General features: G+C 38.5%; 14 protein-coding genes. 10 read left to right on the top strand and 4 right to left on the bottom strand.

Going from position 1 to position 16,449, the window contains the following annotated elements; all coding sequences use genetic code 11:
• Window positions 1–3: 3 nt before the first annotated feature.
• Window positions 4–1,605: a carboxylesterase/lipase family protein gene (locus G626_RS16250; RefSeq protein WP_022932736.1), complete on the bottom strand. Its 1,602-nt coding sequence runs from the start codon at window positions 1,603–1,605 to the stop codon at window positions 4–6.
• Window positions 1,606–1,836: 231 nt separating this feature from the next.
• On the opposite strand from G626_RS16250, the gene G626_RS0110455 reads away from it, so the two are divergent.
• From G626_RS0110455 to G626_RS0110440, 4 genes are read left to right on the top strand one after another with little or no spacing between them, the layout of a single operon-like run.
• Window positions 1,837–3,111 (top strand): ABC transporter substrate-binding protein, encoded by a 1,275-nt coding sequence (locus G626_RS0110455; protein ID WP_022932735.1) that lies wholly within the window; start codon window positions 1,837–1,839, stop codon window positions 3,109–3,111.
• A complete protein-coding gene (locus G626_RS0110450; RefSeq protein WP_022932734.1) occupies window positions 3,111–4,124 on the top strand; it encodes an ABC transporter ATP-binding protein in 1,014 nt (337 codons plus the stop codon). The genes G626_RS0110455 and G626_RS0110450 overlap by 1 nt, the downstream gene beginning before the upstream one ends.
• Window positions 4,121–5,029 carry a carbohydrate ABC transporter permease gene (locus G626_RS0110445; protein WP_022932733.1) on the top strand — a complete coding sequence of 303 codons (909 nt, stop codon included), beginning with the start codon at window positions 4,121–4,123 and terminating at the stop codon, window positions 5,027–5,029. The genes G626_RS0110450 and G626_RS0110445 overlap by 4 nt, the downstream gene beginning before the upstream one ends.
• Window positions 5,026–5,880 carry a carbohydrate ABC transporter permease gene (locus G626_RS0110440; RefSeq protein WP_022932732.1) on the top strand — a complete coding sequence of 285 codons (855 nt, stop codon included), beginning with the start codon at window positions 5,026–5,028 and terminating at the stop codon, window positions 5,878–5,880. Before G626_RS0110445 ends, G626_RS0110440 begins: the two co-directional genes overlap by 4 nt.
• 80 nt (window positions 5,881–5,960) lie before the next feature.
• Here G626_RS0110440 and G626_RS0110435 read toward each other — a convergent pair whose 3' ends face one another.
• On the bottom strand, window positions 5,961–7,817 hold the full coding sequence (locus G626_RS0110435) for a hypothetical protein (protein WP_022932731.1): 1,857 nt from the start codon (window positions 7,815–7,817) through the stop codon (window positions 5,961–5,963).
• 143 nt (window positions 7,818–7,960) lie between these two features.
• Here G626_RS0110435 and G626_RS0110430 point away from each other — a divergent pair, with 143 nt between their 5' ends.
• The 4 genes from G626_RS0110430 (at window position 7,961) to G626_RS0110415 (ending at window position 12,461) form a co-directional block, all read left to right on the top strand.
• A complete protein-coding gene (locus G626_RS0110430; RefSeq protein ID WP_022932730.1) occupies window positions 7,961–9,175 on the top strand; it encodes a sensor histidine kinase in 1,215 nt (404 codons plus the stop codon).
• Window positions 9,176–9,185: 10 nt separating this feature from the next.
• Window positions 9,186–9,800, top strand: a complete 615-nt coding sequence (locus G626_RS0110425; protein WP_156003303.1) for a response regulator transcription factor — start codon at window positions 9,186–9,188, stop codon at window positions 9,798–9,800.
• A 113-nt stretch (window positions 9,801–9,913) separates the two neighbouring features.
• Window positions 9,914–11,776 carry a hypothetical protein gene (locus G626_RS0110420; protein WP_022932728.1) on the top strand — a complete coding sequence of 621 codons (1,863 nt, stop codon included), beginning with the start codon at window positions 9,914–9,916 and terminating at the stop codon, window positions 11,774–11,776.
• Window positions 11,777–11,885: 109 nt separating this feature from the next.
• Window positions 11,886–12,461 (top strand): hypothetical protein, encoded by a 576-nt coding sequence (locus tag G626_RS0110415; protein WP_022932727.1) that lies wholly within the window; start codon window positions 11,886–11,888, stop codon window positions 12,459–12,461.
• A 36-nt stretch (window positions 12,462–12,497) separates the two neighbouring features.
• On the opposite strand, the gene G626_RS0110410 is transcribed toward G626_RS0110415, so the two are convergent.
• On the bottom strand, window positions 12,498–13,055 hold the full coding sequence (locus G626_RS0110410; protein WP_022932726.1) for a DUF2812 domain-containing protein: 558 nt from the start codon (window positions 13,053–13,055) through the stop codon (window positions 12,498–12,500).
• Window positions 13,056–13,057: 2 nt separating this feature from the next.
• Window positions 13,058–13,369 (bottom strand): PadR family transcriptional regulator, encoded by a 312-nt coding sequence (locus G626_RS0110405; RefSeq protein ID WP_022932725.1) that lies wholly within the window; start codon window positions 13,367–13,369, stop codon window positions 13,058–13,060.
• Window positions 13,370–13,540: 171 nt separating this feature from the next.
• Here G626_RS0110405 and G626_RS0110400 point away from each other — a divergent pair, with 171 nt between their 5' ends.
• On the top strand, window positions 13,541–14,071 hold the full coding sequence (locus G626_RS0110400; protein ID WP_022932724.1) for a GrpB family protein: 531 nt from the start codon (window positions 13,541–13,543) through the stop codon (window positions 14,069–14,071).
• 63 nt (window positions 14,072–14,134) lie between these two features.
• The gene (gene metG, locus G626_RS0110395; protein ID WP_022932723.1) at window positions 14,135–16,438 is read left to right on the top strand and encodes a methionine--tRNA ligase; all 2,304 of its coding nucleotides are present in this window, start codon (window positions 14,135–14,137) and stop codon (window positions 16,436–16,438) included.
• Window positions 16,439–16,449 lie beyond the last annotated feature (11 nt).

Raw genomic sequence — 16,449 nt, 5'->3', positions numbered from 1 at the left:
CCATTAATTCAAATAATCATAAATATAAGCAAATGGATCTTCTACCATACTGCAGCTGTCGCCGAATTCCATGAGAAGGCCGCCACTTTCTTTACTTGTCTGCCAGAGTGGAAGCTCTTTGCCGGCAGTGTCCTTACCATTCGGATTTCCGTATTTTACAAAGTTCAGCCAGTAAGAGCTCATGATTTCTTCAAGTTCGTAATCGCGGGCCTTGTAATTTTTTGTATGCGGCACATTCCTGTAAGCATAAATCATTTCGCCGGAATGATTGGTTCCAATTTCTCCATTTTCGCGGCTGAAGTAATATTCATAAACAGGCTTGCCCTGGGCCTGCAGTGTTTTTGTCCACTGGTCATGAGGGTAGGTAAAGCATACTGCAGAGAAGACATCGTTATACAATGACTTCAGCTCTTTTTTATTTTTACTGCCATATTTTTCGAGGAAGGCAGCAGACTTATCCTTCATACTAGGTTCAAGAAGGGATGCAATATTTTTTTTATCTACTTTTGTAAAGAAAGTAAAACCAAATGCTTCGCGTTTATTAAAACCGTTCATCAAAGCTTCTTCATGATTCAGGCCTTTCTGATAAATCTCATAAGGAGTTTCAGGCAGGGCATAGCCGTCTACTGTCATAGAAGAGTTTTTATATTTTGTTTTGATGAGTTTTGCGGCAGGAAGAGTACGGAGTTCTTCCATATTTTTACAGCCAAATTCCTTTTTAATATCATCTCCCATTTTTAAAGCGGCTTCCATTGTACGGAAGGTATGAGGAGGAGTCTGCTGAATTACTGATGAACTTTCACCGATTGCACGGCGGAAAAAGCCTTTTGTAAGAGGGCTGGCACAAAGTGCGTTTACAGAAGAAGAACCAGCTGATTCACCGGCGATTGTAACATTTCCTGCATCTCCGCCAAAGGCTGCAATATTATTGTGAACCCATTCAAGAGCCTTTATCTGATCCAAAAGTCCGTAGTTGCCGGTTGTTCCGTTTGGGGATTCTTTGGCAAGCTCTGCATCTGCAAAGTAACCAAATACACCAACGCGATATGCTATATTAACAACAATAATTCCATTGGCAGCAAGATTTTCTCCGTCGTATTTTTCATACCAGCTTTGTCCGGTAAGAAGGGTACCGCCATGAACATATACAAGTACAGGCCAGCCGCCTTGGGGAGCCTTTCCGACAGGTCGCCATACATTAAGGTAAAGGCAGTCTTCGCTCATAGGGCCGCCATAGGTTCGGCTTTTTTTAGAATGAGTATATGCATTGAAAAGAAAATTATAAACAGGTCCGTTTTCCAATTGCATTGCCATAGGAGCAAAATGATCTGCTTCAAGAATGCCTTTCCATGGAATTACATCTTGAGGTTCTTTCCAGCGCAGGTCTCCTACAGGAGGGGCAGCAAAAGGAAGTCCGGCAAATATTTCTACAGTACCATCTTTATTAACAATTCCGCGAACATCACCACCAGTAACGGTGATTACTTCTGTTCTGGTCTGTTCTTTTAATCCGGTTGGATTAGTTTTTTTGAGATTAGTTGATGCACAGGAAGATAAAATTAATAAAATTGATAGAAAAGTTATAAGTTTAATTCTTGTTTTCATGTTTATAATATAATAATTATTTTTGATTTTGTAAAATACAATTGTGTAATAGGTTGATATGGATTGCTTCAATTAATTGAATAATTAAACGATTAATGCTAATATGAGCCATCCCGCAGTGATGAACTCCACATCACTTTCCCTGCCTCACGACGGCAACGCGAATCAGATCCCCGGGTCAAGCCCGAGGATGACATTATTTCCGCAAAACGCGGACTCAGGAGTATCTCAATGAAAAAAATTACAACTCTCTTACTTTCAATGGTAATGGTATCTGGCCTTGTATTCGCAGCCGGTGCTAAAAAATCAAAAAACAAAATTACAACTGTTGAAATCTGGCACACTTACAATGGTAAGCAGGCAGCAGCCCTCAATGACGCTGCAGACCGCTTTAATGTAAGCCAGACAAAATACAAGGTAGAAGTAAAGAATCAGGATTATGCAGGCTTTGCTGACACAGTTTACAATGCTGTTGCAAACGGAATTGGCCCTAGTATCATTTTCAATTATGGAACTACAGCCGTAGATTATGCTAACGAAGGTCTTGCAATCGATATCCGCAAGTATATCAAAAAGGATCTTAAGAAAGGCGATAAGACAATGCAGAACATCATCGACTCATTGCCAGAAGCAATGAAAACTGATGTTCTCGGCTTTGAAGATGGTGGAATCTATTATCTTCCTGGTTGTACAACTGGTCCTGTTTTTTTCTATAATAAAACAATCTTTAAGGAACTTGGTCTTAATCCACCAACTAACTGGGATGAACTTGTTGCAGTTTCAAAGACAATCAAAGAGAAGAAGGGTATTCCAGGCTTCCATTCAGACGGTCTTGTAGACAACATTCAGGAGCTGATTATGCATAACGGCCTTGGCTATATTGATGTTGCTAACAAGCGTGTAAACTTCTGTGGTCCAAAGCTCGAAGAAATCTACCAGTGGTATGCTGATAACTGTAAAAAAGGTTATTTCTCTTTCAACACAATCGGCCGCTATTCTTCTGAGGATTTGGCAAATGGTGATATTGCTTCCTTCTCTGGTTCTTGTGTAAACGATCAGTACATTCAGATGGTTGAAGGTAAGGGTGAGTTAGGCATGGCTAAGTGGATTGCAGGTGATTTCTATACTGCATGGAACCGTGGTCCTATCTTCCTTCACAGAAATGATGCTGTAGATGAAGGTGCTTATGAATTTGTTAAGTTCTTCCTCAACCGTGAAAATGCCGCTAAGTGGGCTATTGCAAACTCTGCACTTTGTCCTTATGGTACATCAGCTGATTATCCTGAATATGTTGCTTATCTTAAGAATCTTCCTGCAACTTCCGCTCTTCCTTATGTTCAGGCTAACATGCCGGTATCAGGTTCTTTCCCTAACGTAACCGGTTCTGCTGCTGTTCGTAAGATTCTTGAAGAATACTTGAACTATGTAGTTGATGGTAAGATGTCAGCTAAGGAAGCCGTTGCTGCAATTGAAAAGCAGTGTAACGACGCTTTGAATGGTAGATAATGCGCGTTCGAATCGATAACGTAACAAAAACTTTTGGTCACACCACAGCGGTTAGTAACTTTTCCGCAGAGCTTGAAGACGGGCATTTGATTTGTCTGCTCGGACCTTCAGGCTGCGGAAAATCAACTTTGCTCAATATGCTTTGCGGAATTATTCCGGTTACTCAAGGTCAGATTTTTTTTGATGACAAGAATGTAACAAAGCTTCCTCCTGACCAGAGAAATATCGGCATGGTATTTCAGAACTATGCACTTTATCCTCATATGACGGTTGCCGAAAACATTGCTTTTCCACTGGAAGTTTTAAAAGTGAAAAAGGATGAGCGTAAGGCAAGGGTAGAGGAAATTGCAAAGCTTGTTCATGTTGATAATCTTTTGCGACGTTATCCTTCCGAACTCAGCGGTGGCCAGCAGCAGAGAGTTGCAATTGCCCGTGCAATGGTAAAAAAGCCTCAGCTGCTTTTGATGGACGAGCCGCTTTCAAATCTTGACGCCAGACTCCGCCTCGAAATGCGCGAAGAAATCCGCCGCATTCAGAAAGAGACTGGCGTTACTACTGTTTTTGTAACTCACGATCAGGAAGAGGCAATGTCTATTTCTGATTCAATTCTTTTGATGAAGGACGGACTTTTGATTCAGAGCGGCCTTTGTCAGGAATTGTATGTTAATCCTAACTGCCTTTTTGTAGCAGAGTTTTTGGGTAATCCTCCGGCAAACAAACTTCCGGCCTCGGTGGTTGAGTGCGAGCAAAGCGAGCGTATCGAAACCACCGCAACTACCGTCGCCATCCGCCCGGAAGCTTTTACTCTTGATCCAAACGGAATCGAAGCAGAAATCCAATTCATCAGCGAAATGGGAAAAGACCAGATTGTTACAATGACATATCTTGGAAATACCGTGCGCGCTATTTTGAATCTGGAAGATTCTGCCCTGGCCACCGGTTCAAAAATAAAGGTTAGCCTAAAGAAAAAAGGCGTCTTCACTTTTGATAAAGAAGGCAGGAGATTGTCTTGAGTTTTTCACCAAAACGTCGTGAGTTATTTTCCAAAATAGAGCCCTGGCTTTATCTTTCTCCCTTTTTAATTTTCATAATCATTTTTACCCTTTATCCTGTAATCAATGTTTTTACAATTTCTTTTAAGGAAAACTACAGCTATCTTCGAGGCACCTTCAAAGCTTGTAATTTTGAGAATTATAAATATGTTTTAACAGATGATAAGTTTACATCAGGCTTAAAAAATACAGCTCTTTACGTTTTATTCGTTGTTCCTGTCAGTACCGCAATCGCACTTTTCTTTGCAAATCTTTTGAACAAAAAGGTGAGGGGCTCCGCTATTTTTCAGACAGCTTTCTTCTTACCAATGGTAACTTCTGTAACTGCCGTTGGTCTTATCTGGCGCCTTATGTATAACCAGCAGTACGGAATTATCAACTGGCTGCTTTCTAAATTTGGAATTGAAAAAATCGGCTGGGTGACTGAATCACGCTGGTCACTTTTAGCTCTTATCATATTCGGTACCTGGAATATTCTTCCTTTTACAATTATCATTCTGCTCTCGGACATGCAGAATATCAACGAAACTTATTATACAGTAGCCCGCGTGGACGGTGCAAAGCCTGTGCGTATTTTTTTCCGCATTACAGTTCCGCTCCTTTCGCCTACAATCTTCTTAGTCTGCATTGTAAACACCATCAGCTGCTTTAAGGTTTTCAGCGAGCTTTATCCGCTCTTCTACGGAAAGCCTGGACCTTACTATAATCTCTATACCGTTGTTTATTACATCAGATACGCAATGATGGAAAAACGAAAGTACGGTTATGCCGCCGCCGCTGCCGTTATTCTTTTCCTCTGTATTTTTGTAGTTACTCTGCTTGAATTGTATCTCAAAAAGCGGATGGGAAGGAAGGGGCTCAAATGAAAAAAATCACTTCTGGAACAAAACCTGACTGGCGCGAAGTCCTTCGAAAAACACCAGTCTATCTCTTCCTCATCCTCGGCTCCCTCTTAATGATTTTCCCCTTCATCTGGATGATTCTCACATCCTTCAAAACTCACGCCGAAGCAATAATGTTTCCGCCGAAATTCTGGCCTGCAAGCTTTTCTTTTGTAAATTACCGCGAAGCCTTTTCTATGGCTCCCTTTGGAAAATATTTTATTAACTCTGTAATTGTAATGGTGCTTTCTGTTCTCACAACAACCACCACAACAATTCTTGCAGCCTTTGCCTTTTCAAAAATGAAGTTCCCGGGCCGCAGCCTTATCTTTTCAATTCTGCTCAGTCTGATGATGATTCCTTTTGAAATGTTAATCATCACTAACTATACCACAATCGTAAAGATAAAGCTCTACAACACAATTCCGGCTCTTGTAATGCCTTTTATTTCGAGCATCTTTTACACTTATATTTTGAAGAATTTCTTTGATACGATTTCTGACAGTCTTTATTATTCAGCCCGCATAGACGGGGCAAGCAACTGGATCTATTTGTGGCGCATTATGGTGCCGATTGCAAAGCCTTCGATTTTTACAATTATTCTTTTGAATGCACTTTCTTCATGGAACAGCTTTATGTGGCCTCTTTACGTAACATCTGATGCAAAGAGCCGCACGCTGCCTTACGGACTTCAGGTTTTTACAACCGAAGCCGCAAGTTATTCAGAATATTTAATGGCCGCCTCAACCATAGTCGTTCTGCCAATGATTATTCTTTTTATTCTTACAAGAAAATACATTGTAAACGGCGTAAGTACGGGCGGCCTGAAAGGCTAGTGGATTGCTTCGCCTTCGGCTCGCAATGACGGTTATGACCACGTCATTGCGAGGAGCGCAGCGACGTGGCAATCCATGGCTTACTCTACTTTAACATACTCAATAACAGTTTTCTTGCCTTCTTTGAAAACTCCGTTTGTAGGAAGAAGTAAAACTTCACCACCTTCTGAGAAATCAAATTTTTTGGTCTGACTTGTCCAGTTTGGCTCTTTTTTACTGCCATTAGCGCGTAGCATTTTCTTTGTTTTCAAATCAATGCGGAAGATATGAGAACCATCATCAGTCCATTCTGCCTCATTTTTCTTGTTATCACGTATTTTCAGATTTAAAGGAACATCTGTTGATGTTACTTTTACTTCGAGAATATCCCCTTCAAGTTTTTCAACTCTCCAGCCAAATTCTTCATACTTTTCTTTTGCCCAGTTAATTGCATAATCATCATCAAGCCATGAAGTAGAAGGCCATTTCCTTGAACCAAGCTTTGCACCATTCAAAAGAAGTCTATCCGGCAACTGTGGTCCTTCTCCAGCTTTTACTAAAGTAACAGATTTTACAATAGATTTCTGATTTTCAACACCAGATTTCTGCCACCACAAGCGGATTTGAATTTCATTAATACCTTTTGATGAATCCCATTTTGCTCCATCTGGCCAGGACCAGCTGTATCCGCTTCCATCAAGATTAGCTTCAATAACAGTTGGAGATGTAAAATTATATCCAATATGACAATCATCCTGTGTCATTCTGATTTCATAAGGAAGCTTTGCTGATTCAGGATCTAATTCAATTCGAATCTTTTCGTAACCAGTAAAGTCTATACCTCTAACATTCCAGCCGGCACATGCATCCCAGTCTTTCTTTGGTAAAATCCATTCAACCTTACCACCATCAGAAATATAAGCACTTCCACGACTTGATCCGAAATCAGAACCAAGCAATTTCAGATTTTCATTAATCTGTCTTTTACCTTTCAAAAGCTGAACGCTTTTTACAACAGTATGCATATCCTTTGTTCTTGGTTTTCCACCATTATATTGATGAATATATACATACAGTCCATCAGATTTATCCAAAGGAAGTGAATCATCATTTTTATATCCGGCACCTTCACCTGTTAAATCAGCTTCAAGAACATTTTGCTCCAGCTCATAGAAGGTATGGTAATTTTTCCAGTCTTTACTATTAAGTGAGAGTTCAATGTTAGTTGCGTCATTACTTTCTAGTTCAACACGGATTCTGTCATATTCAGAAAGGTCAACTTCTGTAAAATTCCAACCGGCATTACCATCAATTTCACCCTTTAACCAGGTTATTTCTTTTCCCATAATATGAGTTTGCCAGGATTGACTTCCAAATGGAACACCCATCAATTCAAGATCTGAAGCATCAGGAATATCTTCTTTATTTATAAGTTCAATACTTTTAATGACTGTTTTTGGCATATTTGCTTTTTTTGCTAAAAATCTAATCTCGTATCCTTCTTCAGGATCCGGATTTTTCATATCTCCATACCATCTGCCAGAACCATCAAAGAAAACATAACAGATACCGTCTTTTTCAAATGCAAATGTAGCGTCGCCTAAACTTGCAGGATTTGCCATTTCTACACGTAAATCTTCTCTATCAGTAAATGATGCAATTTCAATGCGGAGTGCACCATACTGACTCAAATCAGTACCGCGAAGATCCCATCCAAAATGAAGCCAATCGTCACTTTTATCCTTATTCCAGATAAGTTCCCCTTTAGCGGTAAGCTTTGCATCATCCTGACACCATTCAAGACTTCCCAGCTCCACGCCTTCAATGGCAAACTTCTTTTTTGGATCCAGTTTGACATAGTTTGTTTTTTTCTCATCAGCTTTTTCTTTCTTTGGTGCAGCGAAACTAAGTACAGCTAACGAAGAAAACAGCACAATTGTAAATAATAGTTTTTTCATTAAATTTCTCCTTAATTTTAGTTGACTAATTTTACTTCAAATTAATTGATTTGTAGTGAGAACAAAATAATCAAATTTTGATGAATTTATTCACCGTTTTTCGTAATGGCAATCTGTAAAATTCCATGATATAATTAAACGATATGAAAAAAAAATATCGTCGTGCTGAACTTATATTTTTACTTTTACCCTTATTTATTTTTTCGTCCTGCAGCAAGAATTCTTCATCCAGTAACAATCAGACTTCTTCTAATAAAATCACAGAACTCGGTACAACAGATTCAATTTTTCTCGAACAGATGTATATAACAGAAAGTCTTGATTTTGCACTTTATAATGCCTGGCTCCGCCTTGATCAGGTTCTCTCAAGTGATGCAGATCAGAAAATAATAGCTGCTGCACAAAAAGATTTCTTAAATGAACTTGAAAGAGAAAAGGGCCTCAAAACCTATAAAATTGCAAACTCAATGTTTGGAGTACATAATCAGATTTCCGATATGGAAGAAGCCTGTAAAAACCGCGATGCACAAGAACTATCCCGCCTTGTAACAGCCTTTTATATTTCTAAAGGTTTGATTTATCAAAAAAGCGGAACAGTTTTTATGCAGCTGATTATTTTGATGGGAGTTTTGATTCTTTTAGTAATGGCTCTCTTGTTTTTCTATCAGTTTACTTATGCAAGAAGAATTGAAGTTGAAAAAATTCTTAAGGCAACAAACAAAGGACAGGAAGAAGAACGCCGCCGCATTGCACTTGAGCTCCATGATTCTGTTGCCCAACAGATGCGTTATGTTTCAATTCTTGCAGAAAAAGTTTCGGATACTGAACTTGCAAAAGAGATTAAAACAAACCAGACCGAATGCATAGAAAATATCCGCAACACCTGTTACACACTTTCATCAATAAATATGGATAAGGGCAATTTTCCACAGGCTTTAAAAAATGCTATAGACAATTACCAGAAGCGAACCGGAATTGAAACTTCCCTTGTAATTACTCCAGATGCAGATTTTGATTCGCTGCCGCAGATAACCTTCCATCATCTTTTTAGAATAATTATGGAGCTGCTTACAAATATTGAAAAACACAGCGGAGCAGGTGAAGTAACGGTTTTAATTCGAGGTCCTTCTAATAGTGACAAACTTAAAGGCGGACTTTTGATTTTTATTTCTGATGATGGAAAAGGTCTTGATTCAAAGCTGCTCGAACAGATGAACTCTACAAAAATCACAAGTATAAAAAATCTTCATTTCGGCTTGCAGAATATTAAACTTCGTCTGAACGAAATTGGAGGAAGTATAAAATATCTTTCCGAACCTGGAGAGGGTACTGAAGTTCAAATCAAAATTGGGAAATAATGGTGAAAAAATGAATTATATAATGATTGAAGACCACAATCTTGTGCGACAGGGTGTAAGTAAAATTATCGAAGAAAAAAGTGATTTTCATTGTGTGGGAACTTTTGCAAGTGTTAGCGACACAAAGACTTTTCTTTCTGATTACTGCAAAACTGAATACCAGCCTCTTATCTGCATTGTCGATATCAACCTTGGAGATGAAGACGGACTTTCACTTATCCGCTTTATTAAAGAAAATTATAAGAATATTTACTGCATCTGCTATTCAATGTTCAAAGGAGCCGGAATTGTTGAGCAGGCGGTAAGGGCAGGTGCTGTTGGTTATGTTTCTAAAAATGCAGATTTAGAAGTTCTGCTGCAGGCGATGGAAAAGGCTAGTACTGGCACTTTCTTTATGGAAGAAAGCCTAACATCAGATTATGTAATTTACACAAATCTTTTTCAAAGTCTCACAAAACGCGAAAAAGAACTTGCAGGCTTATTTTTCCAGAATAAAAATGAAGAAGAAATTGCAAAGCAGATGGGAATTACAACACGCGCTGTAGATAATTATATGACACGTATTCTTTCAAAGCTTGCAGTAAGCAGTAAGAAAGAATTGATTAACAAATTTGGTGATCTATAAAAGACTTATATAATTGAAGATTTTTAAATGATGATTTTTTTCATCAATTTTTAATGAAAACTCTCTCACTACAAAATTTTTCTTTTGTTTTATAATTCCCTTTGGAGGAAAAAATGAAAAAATCTTTTTTAACGATTATTGCAGTTCTGGCATTTATGACAACTACCAGTATTTTTGCGGAAGAAGCAAAATTTATTAGAGATTACAATTATGGTGCTCGTTTCTATGAAAATGCGGAATATCTTAATGGTAACTACAGAAGCAATTTTGTTTCAATTCCACAAAACCGTATGTTGAATTATAAAGATGGTTTTGAAAGAAAGATTGGAGTTTTTGAACTGGAAGGCAATACTCTTTTTGTAGGTTATAGTGAAGATGGTAGTGGAGCCCTGCAGCTTTGCGATGAAAATGGCAAAATGTGGATTAGTAAAGAGTCCTACAGGGAAAGGGAAGAATCTTATTTTAAGTATCAGGGCGGTGGCTCTGGCGGAGTTATCACTCAGATAGAACTTAAAGGCAAAAAATACACATTAGTAATTGCAGGAATAAGCAGTAATAAGGCAGGAATATATTCTGATTATGACGGCTTTAGAATGTGGGTGGAAAATGAAGCTCCAAAGGATTCTGCTGCATCAAAAACTATTGACAAAGCTGTTTGTTATGATGCTGCTGACATTTGCGAAGGAATTTTTAAGCCAGGCTATACAAGACTTTGGGGAGAAGTAATAGAAAGACCTGAAAATGCAGGTTTTATCTATAAATATTCTTACAAAGGTACAGATTTTATTTTTAATGGAAATAGTAATGATGGCAGCAAATGGCTACAAAATACAGACGGAAGCCTTATACCTTTAAACATAGTTTCTGTTTTTTATATGTATACAGAAGCTAATGGAAAACCTAGTGGCAGACTTGGAGTTGGTGTTGAAGCAGATATTCAGCTTGGAAATAATAAAGTCAGAATTGTTTTTTCTCAGTATGATGGAGCTAAAAGAGTCTGGGTTAAAGATACAAGCAATTATCCTGTAATTCAGAATGAAAAATCTAGTAAGGCAAATTCAAAAACAAAAGCAAAAAAAACTGAAAAAACAAAGAAATCAGGAAAATCTGCGGCTTTTACCAGAGATTATGAAAACTACAGAAGAATTTATTCAGACTCAGATATTTCCAAAGGAATTTATAAATCAAACTATAAAAATATTCCACAAAACGGAAGTGAAGATGTTTCATTTACCGTTAATATGAAAGAAAAAGGAGAAGTAGAACTTTCCTGCAAGACAGGTATTTTTGACATTGATAATTATAAAATTTCGATTTTTTACAATCCAGAAAAAGGCTGGCAGATAATACCAAAGAGTGAAAATATAAAAAGTTTGAGTTATACGACTAACAACAGATTTGATCTTTCAAGTGCAAGTGAAAAAAATCGTATTGGAATGCAAGCAGAGGTAGAAGTAAGTATTAACAAGAATAAATATGATTTAACATTTGTCTGTTTGAATGCAGGTAAGGGAGATTATAGAGCTTTCATTAAAACCGGTCCAAACGAAGAAACTGCATTGTTTGAAAATGATAATTTTGGAATCGAATACTATGATATGGTTGATATTAGAGCTGGAGTTTATAAGCCAGGCTTTGAACCTGTTAATAGATATCTGTTTAAGGATGACTCAAATAAAGCTCTTTTTGAAAATGTGACAGAAGATGAACCTGTATATATTTTTGATTGGAATGGAAATAGATTCCTTATAGGAGCAACTCAGGATCCTGCAAATTATGTAAAGAAACTTGATGGGTCTGTAATTTATAATCCGGAAATTCAGATTCGTTGTAAAACAATTGGTAATGATGGTTCTTTCCATTGTTATCCTTGGCTAACATACGGTTGGGAAGGTAAAGTTCATCTTGGAGATAAAGATGTAACTCTGGCGTATTTTAAGTGGGGTGCTGGCGTTTTTGTTTTTGTAAAGGAATAATAAAGCAGGGTTTTAGGGGCTGCTAAAGCCCCTAGGCGAGAGGGTAGCGAGCAACGAAGTGCGAGCGCAGGGGGAGACTTCCCCCTCTTTTTTATTTATAATATATACAATGACCTTTCAAAAATATTCAATAAAAACACAAATTATTCTTGGACTCATTTTTACTGTATGTAATATTCTTGTTGCATATGTGGCACAAAGTTTTCAGTGGCCTTTTTTTATGGATATGATTTTTGTGTATGTTGGAAGTTTTTTTGGAATTCCTTGTGGTCTTATTGTTGGACTTGGACATTCATTCTGGACCATTTTTTATCATCATAATTTTCTATACATTTTCTACGGAATCTGTTGCATAACAGGCACTTTGCTGACAAAAGCTCTCGTAACACGACATGAAGATTTTTCCTGGATTCGGCTATCTATTTTATTCTTTCTTTCAACCGTTATTATAAGCTTTGAAGGTTCTATTATTTATTCAGTTTTCTTTGCAGAAAAAGTAGGAGATAATGAAAATACAACAATTATGTTTCTAACCTATACTCTGATTATGCAGAATCTTAGTGTGCAGTTGAGTGCCTTTCTTGCAAGACTGCCTGTAAATCTTATTGATAAGGCAATTGCAGTTTTCGGAGGCTTTGGAATATTTCATTTTTCAAGCAGATTACTATCAAAGCAGAAATATTAATAAAAGCCAAAGCCTCGTATTTTTACATATTATAACTTACTGCAACTTCTCTTTAAGCTTTTTTATCTTTATAAAACTCTTTATGAAAACATAAGTGTAAAGAATAAACATAATTCCAAAGAAAACTGTAATTACAATGTCACCGATTGTATTACCAAATTCCCCGCCGATTCCTTTAACAAAGTTTGGAAGAATTGCACAAAGGAAAATTGTAATAAGAGGCAGGAGTCTGCGCTGCTGGATTTTCTGAAGCATCTGAAGCTTTGATGCATTGTCAGTAAAGATTTCGTTATTGCCCTCACTGGCAGAAAAACCTTCTTTTCTAAAGATTGAAAAACCGTTTACAGACCAGAGGAACTCCCAGCCATTGTCTGCAAAGATTTGCTGGTATTCAGCATTCTTTGCTCCGTTTTCGTTTGTAAAATCAATTCTGTAAGTCATATCCTCAGGTTCGCATTTTTCAAATTTGTAAAAGCCTGGGAGTTTAAAGCCGGTAACCTTCCAGCCATTTTTATGCTGCTTCTCAAGAAAAGCTTCTTCTTCCTCATATTCAAAAAGTGTAAAAAATCTAAAAAGTGTTTTCGTATTTTTCATATTTATTTTCCCTCGATATTTCTATAAAGTCTTTTGATTCTTGCAATCTCTAACTGCAGAATTTCCTGGCCAAGAGGTGTGATTTTATAAAGCTTTCGTTTTTCTTCCTCGCGAACAAACTCAATCAAACCATCTTTTTCCATTTTTCCCAAAGAACCGTACATTGTACCCGGACCAATTTCGACTTGACCCTCAGTCATCTCTTTTACCTTTTGAGTTATATTGTAGCCATGCATTTCTTCCTGAAGGCAAAAGAGAATGTAAAAGCCTGTTTCTGTCATTGGAACATAAACACGCTTTATTTTTGCATCCATTTCAACTCCTTAGTAAGCGGGCAGGCCGAAGTCCGCTTTTAGTATTGCATTTCGATATATCGCACCTCGCTATAGCGAAGTTAGATATAATATATCGCAGTGTGATATATATGTCAAGTTTTTTTTTATAGGGAAATTGTTTATTTGTAATTTATATGAAATAATAAAAATATGAGTATTGTTGTAGTTGAATATGATAAAAAGTGGCCGGATGATTTTTTGAAGATAAAAGGCCAGTTGCAGAAGGTGCTTATAATGCCCTGCCAGGTACAGCATGTCGGCAGCACTTCAATTCCCGGAATGAAAGCAAAACCGATTATTGATATTGATGTGGGACTGGATAATTGGGCTGATTTTGAAACGGTAAAAAAGTCGCTTGCGTCAATCGGTTATGATCATGAAGGCGATAGGGGAATCAAAGGGCGGGAGGCATTTGGAAGAAATGGCCCGGTGCATAACGAAATTCTTGATTCGATTGATCATCATCTTTATGTGTGTTCCTTTGATAACGAAGAATACAAGCGCCATATTTTATTCCGCGATTATTTGAGAAGTCATGATGAAGCACGAGACAAGTATAATCAAATCAAAGAAGAAATTCTGAAAAAGGTTGGCTCAGACAACAGGGCTGGCTACGTACAGATGAAGGAAGAAGAATACAGGGATTTTTTTGAGGAGATTATTGAAAAAGCAAAACGGTGATGGAATATATTCTCAAAAAACACTATAATATTGTAATTATTTTTTAATGATTTTGAGGAAAAAATGAACAGACGACTTATCACAGCAGCTTTACCCTACGTTAATAACATTCCGCATTTGGGAAATATAATTCAGTCGCTTTCGGGCGATGTTTTTGCGCGCTTCTGCCGCAGCCGTGGTTACGACACTCTTTATGTTTGTGGTGTTGATGAATACGGTACTGCAACCGAAACTAAGGCTCTTGAAGAAAAGACTGAGCCTCGTGCACTCTGCGACCACTACTATGGTGAGCACACAAAAATCTATGAATGGTTTAAAATTGATTTTGATAAATTCGGCCGCACTTCTAACGAGCAGTGTACAGAAATTACACAGTCGCTTTTCAATGATTTGGACAAGGCTGGCCTCATTCACGAGCATGTAAACAAGCAGCTTTTCTGTCCTCACTGTAATATGTTCCTTGCAGACCGCTATGTTGACGGAACTTGTCCTAAGTGCGGTTACGAAAAGGCCCGCGGTGACCAGTGCGATAAGTGTGGTTCGCTCCTTGACCCGACTGAACTTAAAGAGCCTCGCTGTCATACCTGCGGCGGAACTCCAGAAGTTCGCGAAACAAAACACTTGTACATTGACCTTCCTGCAATGAGCGGCAAGCTCAACGAATGGATGGAAAAGGCTAGTGTAGAGGGACGTTGGGCAGACAATGCCATCAACATGACTAAGGCCTGGATCCGTGATGGTCTTCAGGAACGTGCAATTACCCGCGACCTTAAGTGGGGTATTCCTGTTCCAAAGCCTGGTTATGAAAACAAAGTATTCTACGTTTGGTTCAATGCACCAATCGGATATATTTCTATCACAAAGCAGTTGGCTGATGAGCTTGTAAAGGCCGGCAAGCAGAGTTTTGACTGGAAGAGCTGGTGGATTCCAAGTGAATCAGAAGAAGGTAAGAATAAGCCTAAGGTAGATCTCTTCCAGTTTATCGGAAAAGACAACATTCCTTTCCATACTGTAATTTTCCCTTCAACATTGTTAGGCTCACCTCACGAGTGGACAAAACTTCATCACATGTCTTCTACTGAGTTCCTTAATTATGAGGATGGAAAGTTCTCTAAGAGTCTTGGAATCGGTGTGTTTGGAAGCGACGCAATTGAGAGCGGAATCCCAGCTGATGCATGGCGTTTCTATATCTTCTATAACCGCCCGGAAAAGCAGGACTATCAGTTTACATGGAAAGACTTTATGGAAAAACTTAACGGCGAGCTGATTGGTAACCTCGGAAATCTTGTAAACCGCACACTCTTGTTTGTAAATAAATATTATGAAGGAAAGATTCCTGACGCACCAGTTGATGAAGAGCTCTGGACAAAGGTTCGCGAGCTTGAAGCTAAGGCAACTGCTAGCCTTGAATGGGCTGATTTGAAGGATGCTTTCCACACAATGTTTGAAATTTCTGATATCTGTAATAAGAAGTTCCAGGCAACTGAGCCTTGGAAGGCACGTACAGAAAATCCTGCAGTAGCAGAAAGCCTGATTCACAATCTCTGCTATGTAATTAAGGATTTGATGATTATGATGAATCCTTATATGCCACAGTATACTCAAAAAATTATGAGCTACTTTGGAAAGTCTATTCAGGTGAAGAAGGTTGGAATGGAAACTCAGCCTGGTTATACCTGGGAAGACCTTGGCAAGCTCGAAGGCCTTACAACTGTCGGACCAACAGAAGTTTACTTCAAGCCAATGGATCAGAAGACTATGCTTGCCTTCCGCGAGAAATTTGCAGGTAAGCAGCAGAAGGCTGAAAAGAAAGAAAAGAAAGCTGATAAGAAAAAGGCCGAGCCAACTGTATTGCCAGTAGACCAGCAGGCTGATTTCTTCAACAAAAATATCGAACTCACTGTAGCAAAGATTGTTGACGTAAAGCCAAATCCTGAAGGAGAAAAACTTTATATCGAAACTCTTGATGACGGAAGCGGTACACCTCGTACAATTCAGAGCGGCCTCCGCATGTACCTGAAAGAGAGTGACCTGCTTGGAAAGCATGTAATTATCGCAAGCAATCTCGCACCTCGCACAATGCGTGGTGTTGAAAGCCGCGGTATGCTTCTTGCCGGAGACTATAAAGATGCTGATGGCAAGGACTGCGTTGAAGTTCTTGATGCAGGCTGGGCTGCACCTGGTACAAAAGTAGTTCTCGAAGGCGCTGATGTAAATGCCGCAAAGAAGGAGCAGATTACAGGTGATGAGTTCTTTGCAGTTCAGATTGCCGCAAAAGACGGCCTTGTTCAGATTGCCGGAAAGAAGCTCCTCGCTGACGGAAAAGAAATTAAAACAGAGAAAGCACTTAATTCGGAGATAGGCTAAAAGTACGGTGG

This window comes from Treponema bryantii NK4A124 (genome assembly GCF_000421345.1).
GTDB lineage: Bacteria > Spirochaetota > Spirochaetia > Treponematales > Treponemataceae > Treponema_D > Treponema_D bryantii_B.
The sequence above is the reverse complement of the archived record's forward strand: the minus strand, read 5'-3'. Positions and strand labels throughout refer to the sequence as shown.

Bases quoted from the DNA above. Each gene is read 5' to 3' on its own strand.
- G626_RS16250 (WP_022932736.1), bottom strand. From the start codon at position 1,605: ATGAAAACAAGAATTAAACTTATAACTTTTCTATCAATTTTATTAATT.
- G626_RS0110455 (WP_022932735.1), top strand. From the start codon at position 1,837: ATGAAAAAAATTACAACTCTCTTACTTTCAATGGTAATGGTATCTGGC.
- G626_RS0110450 (WP_022932734.1), top strand. From the start codon at position 3,111: ATGCGCGTTCGAATCGATAACGTAACAAAAACTTTTGGTCACACCACA.
- G626_RS0110440 (WP_022932732.1), top strand. From the start codon at position 5,026: ATGAAAAAAATCACTTCTGGAACAAAACCTGACTGGCGCGAAGTCCTT.
- G626_RS0110435 (WP_022932731.1), bottom strand. From the start codon at position 7,817: ATGAAAAAACTATTATTTACAATTGTGCTGTTTTCTTCGTTAGCTGTA.
- G626_RS0110430 (WP_022932730.1), top strand. From the start codon at position 7,961: ATGAAAAAAAAATATCGTCGTGCTGAACTTATATTTTTACTTTTACCC.
- G626_RS0110425 (WP_156003303.1), top strand. From the start codon at position 9,186: ATGAATTATATAATGATTGAAGACCACAATCTTGTGCGACAGGGTGTA.
- G626_RS0110420 (WP_022932728.1), top strand. From the start codon at position 9,914: ATGAAAAAATCTTTTTTAACGATTATTGCAGTTCTGGCATTTATGACA.
- G626_RS0110415 (WP_022932727.1), top strand. From the start codon at position 11,886: ATGACCTTTCAAAAATATTCAATAAAAACACAAATTATTCTTGGACTC.
- G626_RS0110410 (WP_022932726.1), bottom strand. From the start codon at position 13,055: ATGAAAAATACGAAAACACTTTTTAGATTTTTTACACTTTTTGAATAT.
- G626_RS0110405 (WP_022932725.1), bottom strand. From the start codon at position 13,369: ATGGATGCAAAAATAAAGCGTGTTTATGTTCCAATGACAGAAACAGGC.
- G626_RS0110400 (WP_022932724.1), top strand. From the start codon at position 13,541: ATGAGTATTGTTGTAGTTGAATATGATAAAAAGTGGCCGGATGATTTT.
- metG (WP_022932723.1), top strand. From the start codon at position 14,135: ATGAACAGACGACTTATCACAGCAGCTTTACCCTACGTTAATAACATT.